Consider the following 9,493-nt stretch of genomic DNA (forward strand, 5'->3'; position numbering starts at 1 on the left):
GGGCGGACCGGGTCACGGGGGGCAAACCAACAGGTTCGGAGGATTGGAAGTTAATTTCGGAAATGGTGACTTCTTGAACTTCCTTGAGATCCAAACGGGTCAACCAGGTGGGGTGGGCCGCAGAATAGAAATCGGTGCGGATGTAGTTACCATTGTCATCGAACACGGGCTGGAGCAAAACGTCATCACCGGGTTCAGCAGCACCGGCGCCGTCCCAGTGGTAGATGCGGCTGTTGTCGCTCACTTCAATGTAACCAGGGAAGTCACCATAGGGTAACAGTTCAACTTGGATGATACTACCAACCTTGCCCCGTACCCGACCGATCGCCAGCCCATCGAAGCTCATTTGCTCGTTGATGGGGGCATACATGTCATGGCCAGGAAGTTGGCTCAATAAAATGTTACCCTTGGTTTGAAAAGGCTCAGCTTGGGCGGGGGCAGCAAAACCTAGGGCCGCAGCAGCAAGCAAAACTCCAGAGAGGGTTTGAACAGATTTGTTTAACACGATAACCTCGCTTGTGAATCACGAAAATCAATTTTTAGCTGGGGCCAAAATCCAGACCCCGACGCTAAAAGTATAATATAGTTCCTCGGAGACGGGGAAGGTTTGACCCCATCCCTTAAAACTTTTTTACCTACTTCTTGATATTTCCAATTTACTAGCCCTGGCCCCACAGGTAACACCCCAGGGCCAAAAACTAGGACAAAAGTTAAAAGGTTTCGTTCAGACTGTAGGGTCTGGTGAGTTGTTGCAGTTGCCGTACCAAAAGACTGAGGAATAAACCCACATCGGTGACCACTCCGACGGATTCCACCGAGCCCCGGTCACTGAGCTTGGTTACCACAGCGGGGTTGATGTCCACACAGACCATTTTTACCCCGGAAGGAGTCATATTACCTACTCCAATGGAGTGCAACATGCTGGACAGCATCAGGATCATATCTGCTCCTTGAATTAACTCGCTGTAACAACCCTGGGCTTGGACTAGGTCCATTTCCGTATCGGGCAGGGGGCCATCATCCCGAATAGAACCGGCTAGGCAATAGGGGACGTTATTTTTCACGCATTCGTACATGACCCCTTTGCTAATAAACCCAGCTTCTACTGCTTCGTGGATACCACCATAGCGCCGCACAGTGTTAATAATTTTCAGATGGTGACGGTGTCCCCCCCGCACTGGGATGCCCCGTTGCATATCGACTCCGAGGGACGTACCCATAGTGGCCTGCTCAATGTCATGGACGGCGATCGCATTGCCCCCCAGCAGAGCATGGACATAGCCCTCCCGCACCAGATGGGAAAGGTGTTGGGCTCCGCCGGTGTGGATCACCACAGGCCCTGCAGTGACGACAATTTTGCCTCCCTGGTCCCGGATTTGGCGCATTTCCCAGGCAATTTGTTCTACTAAAAGTTCCACCCGACGCTCGCTGGAAACCCCCGCCGCCATGAAGGCAAACTCTTTATTTTCTTTGCGGGCTCCGCCGTCATGGGATTCGACTTTTTTGATGGTACGAATGCCTTCAACTCCTACCATGACCCGATCGCCGACCTGGAGATCCCGGAGGAGTACACAGCGGGCCGAAGGGGGATTGCTAGTGACGACAATGGCCGCATCCATCCGTTGTCCTGTCACCTGGACCCATTCGCAATTAACCCGCACCTCCGTGGGATAGATGGTGCTGACATAGAAATCATCTGGAGCTACCCCTGCTTGGATTACCGTTTCGGTGTTGATATCACAGAGTTCCTGGGGAGGCGGTACTGCACCGAGATCAATCAGTTCGGTCATGATCTCTTCCATAATCTGGTGGGAGGGGGCTGAAACCCTGACTTCCGCGCTGGAGGTACTGTTGCGCTCTACCCCCAAATTGAAGTTCAACACCCGGAAACTACCGCTGTTTTCCACCACCAAATCCAGGGCTTGGTTGAGGATGCCGGCATCGAGTAAATGGCCCTCCATGCGAATCACCCGACTTTCAATGGAAACGGTGGCATGGACATCTTCCAGAATAGGCTCCGTTACCCGTAGGGTCAGACATTTGGCTGCTCCCCCCGCTTTTAAAAATTCCGTCAGGGGAGTTTCCCGCACCGTAAAGCCGGCCTCAGCCAACTTATCCTTCAGGGTTCGACTGACCAAATTCATGATGATGATTTCGTTAACATTGACCGCATTACAGGCAAAATTAACCGCATCTAACTCCTCGACAATGATCCGCTTTTCCGGGGGAATGCGCATCTCAATTACCCGGTTAGAGTAGGCGTCGAAGGCAGGGGGATAATAGAGCAAATAACCACCACTCAGGGGGCAAAAACAGGTATCAAGGTGATAAAAACGCTCGTCAATTAAGCGCAGGGAAACTACTTCCGTATCCAGCCATTTGGCAATGTAGGGATGGGAATCTAGTTCGGAGCGGAAACCATAACCCGCCCACAACCAACGACCTTCCCGGTCAAACAGAGCGTCCCCGGCCCCTTCAAAGGGCAAATCCTGGGGCAGTTCGTAAACAGTGAAACCATTTTCTTCAAACCAAGCTTTGAAATAGGGTTCTTCCCCTTGGCGTTCTTTGTGGTAGAAGCGACTGAGCACCACATTTTCTCCCAACACTAACCCCGCATTGGCGGTGAAGACCATATCAGGCCAACCCTTTGCCGGCTTCACCAAGTCCACAATGGCGCATTCTTTGATGGTCTGGTGTAGTTTTTTCCATTGCTCTACGGCCCGCTCCTGGGAGGATTTGTGGATATTGCCCTCCATCCAAGGATTAATTACGTAGTCCACGTCGTAGTGGTCGGGGGGGCACATCAAAATGCGAATATCGTCAGCCATGGTTGAAGAAGTAAAAAAGTTGGTTTGCAAGTATATCTAGAGACAAATCCTGGTTGGAGTAAGGTTGTAAATCAGCTTTCCAGGCAGGCGGAATCCAACCTTTCATTCTATCACGGTATCCCTGTTGAAACTTTGCCCCTGGGCCCATACCATGGGGACAATGTTTTTTTGTTGAGAGCCCCCATGGCGATCGCCAATTTCCGTCTCCGCCCCTGGCAGGGGGCGATTTTAGTGTTACCCATTGCGGGGGTAATCACCTTTTTGTTGGTGGCGGCCAGTTGGCAAATTAATGCTTGGCACTTGAACTGGGTTTGGGCGGTGGTAGTGTTAATTTTCCTTGGTTGGCGGTGGTTGCTGGTGCGGTGGACAGCCCCCCTAGCAGCCCCCAATGGGCAGGTATCTTTTCCCACCGTTTCCCTGGGGGAACCCACGGCGGACGTTAACGTGGAGAAAATCGAGGAAGCGCTAAACGAGATACTGCAGGCTTCCCGCCAAGATGTGCCAGTGTGGCAGGATTGGCCATTGTTTTGGCAGAGATGTCAACAAGTGGTGACAGCGGTGGCCCAGAGCTATTACCCGGAAGTGAAATACCCTTTACTAAATATTCATGTGCCGGATGCCTATGGTTTGATCCGGGGTACGGTGGATGATATGGACCGCTGGGTCGCTAACCTTTCCCCCACCCTCAATCAAGTTTCCTTGTCCCAAGTATATCAATCCTATGAGGTCTATCAAAAGCTAGAACCATCCCTGAAAAAAATTTGGCAGGCGTGGTACTGGGGTCAGTGGTTGCTTAATCCGGTGGCGGCGGCGGCACGGCTAGCTAGTCAACAGAGCAATCAGCAGGCTACCCAGCAATTGTTAGTTAACCTCAGTCAACAGTTACGGGAAGCAACCCTCCGCACTCTCTGTCGCCAGGCGATCGCCTTGTACAATCCGGCCAGTGGTAATTTACCGGACAATTTTGCTAATGGGGGCAACCCAGTCCCAGGGCTGGTGAAAGCCAAAAGCCAGACTTTGCAGAATATTTTGGCCCAGGGGCAATCCCCCCAGGAAGTGGAGCAACAGCCGGTCAATATTTTATTAGTGGGGCGCACTGGGGCAGGGAAAAGTAGCCTCATTAATGCCCTCTTTCAAACCAATTTGGCAGTGACGGATTTACTGCCCAGCACCACGGCAATTACCAAGTATGAATGGCAAACTCAGGACGGCCAAACCCTGTTGCTCTGGGACAGTCCCGGTTATGAGCAGGGGCAACGGGCGGACTTAAGGCAATTGGTGTTGGACTATGCCCAACGGGCGGACGTAATTTTGTTGCTCAATCCCGCTTTAGATCCGGCGTTACAGATGGATGCGGACTTTGTGCGGGATGTCCAAAACCTGGGGGGAGATCGTCCTTTGATCCTCTTGGTAACCCAGGTGGACCGACTGCGTCCTGTGCGGCAATGGCAACCTCCTTACGATTGGCGATCGGGAGATCAGTCCAAAGAAAAATCAATTCGGGAAGCGGTGCAGTACCGGGCAGAGCAATTAGGCCAGTATTGTGAACAAATTTTGCCCGTTGTTAGTGGTGATGAAACGGTAGGGCGATCGCCCTGGGGCCTGGAGGAGCTTGCTGTGGCCTTAGTGACCGTTGTCAGCCCGGCCCAACAACAACGTCTCGCCCGTTTTTTACGGAACCTAGAGGCCCGTTCCCTGGCAGCGGCCCAAATCATTGACCGTTATGCCTTGCAAATGACCACTACCCAGGGGGTGACAGCTCTGTTGAAAAGCCCGGTGTTGCAATTTGTTTCTAGCTTAACCACCGGTTCCCCAGCCCTGGCCTATTTGCTAGCAGAGCAAATTCCCATTGAGCAACTGCCATTAGTGTTGGGCAAGCTCCAGCTAGCCTATGACCTATTTAATTTATTGGCGGCGGATGACGATGACACCACCTTTGATTTACTGACCCTCTGGCCCCTATTGCTAGACAATCCGGTGGCCCCCGACCGCAATGCCTGGGCTTTTGGCCATGCCCTGTTGGAATATTGGACGCAAAATTTAACAGTGGAGCAATTGGGAGTCAGATTTCGCCATTATTGTGAGCTGGGCTGAGTAAGGGGGAGTATTAACGGTAAAAGATTGTACTCACTGTGATTGACGGCGGTTGGGGCCGATATTTTCGGCCACTGCACCCAGTAACAGTAACCCCGGTCAGCACTGCCCTGCAGCGCAATTTGCCCCTGATGACTTTTGATGAAATAAAAACTGAGGGTCAAAGCCAAAATTTGTTGGCAATAGTGGCCCTGACTTTCCTGGTTATGGCCTTGCAGTTTCAGAGCTAAGTGTTCCAATGTTAACTGGATATTTACTTCTGCCTGGTGGGCTTCACCTTCTGTGAGTAAATCCTGTAGGGTCACATGGGGCAGACCCTGGCCCTGGGGAGAATCAACCCAAACGGCTAAGTGCAAATATTCTTGGCCAGCAGAAGCGTGGATGCGTAAGGTCCCATCCGTTACTCCCTCATCCAACAAACTGAGCAGCAGATAGTACACTCCCTGTCTGATTTTAATTTTGTCTAGGGGCCAATATTTCAGCCCCGATTCTAGGGAAAGGTTTAGGGCAAGCCGATTTTGACCAAGTATGATGGCCATTTTATCCCGCCAATATTCTCCCAATAAGGCCAAATTGATATTGACAATTTTTAAGCCCTGGCGATCGGGTTTAATCTGCTCCAGTTCGATGATTTCCTCAATGGCTTGGCTAACCCGCTGGCCACTCTGGTGGATAATTTCTAGATATTGTTTTTGCTTCTCATTAAGCTCGCCAAAAACTCCGTCCCGCACCACACTGGCCATGCCGATCACCGCAGTGAGGTCTCGTTGGGTGCGGATCAGGTAATGGGGCACCAATTGCAGTTTGACTGCTTCTGGGGAATGGTCCGATCGCCCTGGCCTGGACAATTTATTTAGGTTATTACCGTTGGAGGAAAAAGCATCATCTCTCCTGATGGCGATCGTATTTAACCCAAAATTAGGGGAACTGTGGCCAAGTTGATCCTGGTTAGCGCTGAGATAAGCTTGGTGTTCAATTTCCCCCATGCACCAACGGGCAGTCATATTAAGCAGAGCCACATTCTGTTCCGTAAAATCATGGGAGGAAAAATCTAGCACCGCTAGGGTTCCGAGGCACACACCATCCCTGGTGAGCAGAGGAGTGCCTAGGTAGGACCTAATGCCATAACGTTGGTACAATTCCCCCTGGATAAAAAACGGTTCTGCCAAAGCATCATTCACCACTAGTGGCATGGCACTATCCACCACCATAGTACAGTAAGCTTCATTGCGCTGTAAGCGCCGGGAAACCACCAGGGCATCATTCACTCCCAAGCTACATATGCCCACGGCGGAGGTAATGTGAATTTCGTCCTGCACCATCAAACCCACTATACAAATGGGTAATCCCAGACTCTGGGCAACGGTTTGGGTGGCTTCTTCAAAAAAAGTATTGTTTCCATTAGTCAGCAGCCCCAACTCCGACAGTTTTTTTTGCCTCCGGGCCCGTCGATCCACCGTAGATAATCCATCTAAGGCACAACTTAATCCATATCCGTATAACTGACTAGAATAAGAACGGGGTGACATAAACTCCTGTCAAGTCGGTAAGGCAATCATTTCAATCTATGGTTCTGGGCCATTTTCTATCAAATGAGCCATGACTATATTGATTGCTGAACATTTTGTGATGTTGGGCATTAATGGTTAACTGTGGCCCAGAACCTATTTTCTACATCCATGATGGTGTACCTCCATTTCGATGGCAATACCCCAGGGTAAAAGACTAGGGTGATTTGTTCCGTCAACCGGGAAAAAGAGAGCTCATGATTGCCCGAGAAAGGGGTATAGGATAGTGAGGGGAAAGTTGATGGCAATGCTAGCAGTGACTTTCATTAAAAACTTGTGGTTAGCAGGTCTAACATTACCGAATTATGGTGGCAGTGCAGATTGAACAACGACAATGGTGGGTGGATCGGTGGTTGGAACTCTTAGATTCCTACCGATTTAAAAAGCGCCTCGAACGTGCCAGGAATTATGCCAGGGAGGGTAATGTCCTTAGTTTGCAGTTTGTGGAGAGTAAGCTAACGGCCCTGGTGCAAGGCACAGAAGTGGATCCCTACCAGGTTACTTTGGGATTGGATTGCTTCAGCGATGAGGATTGGCATTATGTGGTGGCCACCTTGGCAGAACAAGCTCTGTATGCGGCCCAGTTGCTCAGTGGAGCCATGCCCCCCAGCATCGAACAGGTGTTTGTCCAAAATGGGCTAAATTTGTTCCCCTTCACCCTGGGGGAGGTTCATTCCCGCTGTAGTTGTCCAGATAAAGCTAATCCATGTAAGCATATCGGTGCGGTGTACTACCAGTTGGCGGATCATTTCCAAGAGGATCCCTTTGTGATTTTTCGCTTGCGGGGCCGGAGCCGGGGTGAGTTGTTGGAGCAGTTAAGTTGTTATCGACACCTTGACCCAGCCCAATTGGCTACCTATGACCCAGATCTCTGCAATGACTCTACGGCGATCGCCATTGATACAGAGGAAGGAGCAACCACCACCAAGCCCCAAAAACAAACTAAAGCGGAGCAACAGCAAGCCATCGAACAATTTTGGCAGTACCGAGGGGAATTAGCCCCGGAATTAACGGCGATCGTCCCACCGGATAACCCCATGCAGCAAATTGAACGCCTAGGGGATCTGCCCTTAAATTATGAGGTGGCCAGGGAAATCAAACAGGCATTGACGCAAATCTACCAAACCTCCAGTCAAGCTACCCTAGGACAGATGGTGGGAGCAGGCGACTAGATAGCCCTAACCAAGGGAAGTTAGGTTTAGGGAAAACTTTAATGGGGGTGGAGAGACTCGAACTCTCACGAGCTTATAAGGCTCAACGGATTTTAAATCCGCAGCGTCTACCATTCCGCCACACCCCCAACAATTGGGGTCCGCCGATCCGTCGGCGATTAAGCATCATACCACAGAAAGTTTCCTCCACCCGTTTGACAAGATTTCCAGTGGAACTAACGTGGCTGGGGTTGCCACTCCAGATAAACGCCAAAACGACTTTCCCGGTAGGCGGAGGAATTTTGTCGTTGCAGATCCGTTGCCAAACGCCATTGGGGAGTCAACGCATAGCCCACGGAAAGGGTGCTAATGCCCACTTCTGCGGTGCCGCCGGGGGCAACAAAATTTTGACTAAAACTAATGTCCGCTGCCCCGGTGCGGGAAAGGGCTAAAACCACTTTGCCCCCCACATTAACCCCCTCACTGTGGTAGTCATTTTGGGCGATCGCCCGGTAACCCACCAAGGGAGTAACATTGACATACCAACCCAGGGGCAGAAGATAGTATTGCAGATTGGCCCCGCCCCCCTGTTGTCCAGCAAAATTGGTGTAGTAATCGCCGCTCACACTCAGGGGGGATTGGCCGATGAACAGGTCTTCGACACCGATCGCCGCGCCACTGGATTGATCATCGTCGGGAAAATAGTTATAACCCAAGCGCACCCTAGTTAAAAAAGCTGGATCATTACTATTTTGCTCAAATAAATCCGGAGTTTCATCCCACCACCGTTGCAAAGTGGGGCTATTTTCCACCAGGGCCGGCTCCAAATCCAACGGGTTTTCCTCCGGCGATGTCTGTCCCCAGGCTTGGCCCCCCATTCCCCCACTGGCGATCGCCAACAAGAGCCCCAAGTTAGCAGGCCAAAAGCTCAACCAACTACGAAAAAATACCCTCATAGCCCCTCAATCAAGTGTTTCTACCCAGGAATTCGGTCATTGGTCTCCGGTGAAAAACCACAACTTCTGTCTCCGGAAAGCCAAAAAGTCCGAGACGGCAACTTGACAAGACAAGTTCCAAATAGCACTCTAAGTAGAAGTTAATTTCCTTTGACCCCCAACAGCCTGTCAAATTCTTTATTTCAGCGGACAAATTATGATCCCACTGCTTTCCCCCATGATGTTGGCTCAAATCGTCGCCGCCCCCATCCAGCCCATTCAAGCAGATTATATTGTCCAGCCGCAGGAAATAAGACCATTACCAGGGCAACTAGACCAGATACCCGTTTTTAACAGTAATAGTCCAGAAGTAATTGAAGGGGAAGGGATTCTGCTCTCCACCTTCCCCACTGACCGCAAATACTATCCCAACGCCCACCTCAATAAAGCCCTCAACGGTCGTTTTGACTTTTTCTCCCATCACATTGCCCGGCCGAGGGATTCCCGTACTCTCTACCAGGGAGTGTTAGTGGGGAATCCCACCGATCGCACCATCACCATCCGCATCCTCCAGGGGGGAAGTTATCTTACTGGCCCCGATGCCCCCTTTATCAATCTTGCTCCCACCGTGGAAGATCCCCATGGACAATTCCATTCTGGTCCCGGATCCAAACTAATGAGCCAGCTATTGCGGGGTAACACCCAAGCCGGCTTCCCAAGTCAGATCATTATTCCTCCGGGACACACTAGACTACTATTTTCCCTGGCCATTAATCGCAGTAGTGCCCGGTCCACCTATCTCCGACTCCAGAGTGACGGCCCCGTTTACATGGCTAACCTAGCAATGTTTGCCGTACCGGAATATGCCCCAGTGGTGGATACGGCCAGCGCCGGTGCTAACCTGCCCACCCCCACGG

7 protein-coding genes and 1 tRNA gene are annotated in these 9,493 nt (G+C 51.1%); 3 read left to right on the forward strand and 5 right to left on the reverse strand.

Annotated elements, in window-relative coordinates:
* Positions 1-505, reverse strand: a 505-nt coding sequence (locus IQ217_RS18175; RefSeq protein ID WP_194021281.1) for a hypothetical protein, incomplete at its 3' end; no start/stop codon positions are given.
* 205 nt (positions 506-710) lie between these two features.
* On the reverse strand, positions 711-2,828 hold the full coding sequence (gene argZ / locus IQ217_RS18180) for a bifunctional arginine dihydrolase/ornithine cyclodeaminase (protein ID WP_194021283.1): 2,118 nt from the start codon (positions 2,826-2,828) through the stop codon (positions 711-713).
* 183 nt (positions 2,829-3,011) lie between these two features.
* Between argZ and IQ217_RS18185 the strand changes: the two genes are divergently transcribed.
* The gene (locus IQ217_RS18185; RefSeq protein WP_194021285.1) at positions 3,012-4,922 is read left to right on the forward strand and encodes a GTPase family protein; all 1,911 of its coding nucleotides are present in this window, start codon (positions 3,012-3,014) and stop codon (positions 4,920-4,922) included.
* Here the strand turns inward: IQ217_RS18185 and IQ217_RS18190 are convergent.
* A complete protein-coding gene (locus tag IQ217_RS18190) occupies positions 4,904-6,451 on the reverse strand; it encodes a sensor histidine kinase (protein ID WP_194021293.1) in 1,548 nt (515 codons plus the stop codon). The two genes, IQ217_RS18185 and IQ217_RS18190, sit on opposite strands and share 19 nt — an antisense overlap.
* A 344-nt stretch (positions 6,452-6,795) precedes the next feature.
* On the opposite strand from IQ217_RS18190, the gene IQ217_RS18195 reads away from it, so the two are divergent.
* Entirely contained in the window at positions 6,796-7,662 is an 867-nt protein-coding gene (locus tag IQ217_RS18195; RefSeq protein ID WP_228024286.1) for an SWIM zinc finger family protein, read from the forward strand.
* 42 nt (positions 7,663-7,704) lie between these two features.
* On the opposite strand, the gene IQ217_RS18200 is transcribed toward IQ217_RS18195, so the two are convergent.
* Positions 7,705-7,790: transfer RNA gene (locus tag IQ217_RS18200), tRNA-Leu, on the reverse strand.
* An 87-nt stretch (positions 7,791-7,877) separates the two neighbouring features.
* Positions 7,878-8,597 carry a hypothetical protein gene (locus IQ217_RS18205; RefSeq protein ID WP_190598726.1) on the reverse strand — a complete coding sequence of 240 codons (720 nt, stop codon included), beginning with the start codon at positions 8,595-8,597 and terminating at the stop codon, positions 7,878-7,880.
* A gap of 196 nt (positions 8,598-8,793) precedes the next feature.
* On the opposite strand from IQ217_RS18205, the gene IQ217_RS18210 reads away from it, so the two are divergent.
* Positions 8,794-9,493, forward strand: a 700-nt coding sequence (locus IQ217_RS18210) for a DUF3370 family protein (RefSeq protein ID WP_194021294.1), incomplete at its 3' end; no start/stop codon positions are given.

Source organism: Synechocystis salina LEGE 00031 (genome assembly GCF_015207985.1).
GTDB classification, from domain to species: Bacteria; Cyanobacteriota; Cyanobacteriia; order Cyanobacteriales; family Microcystaceae; genus Synechocystis; species Synechocystis salina.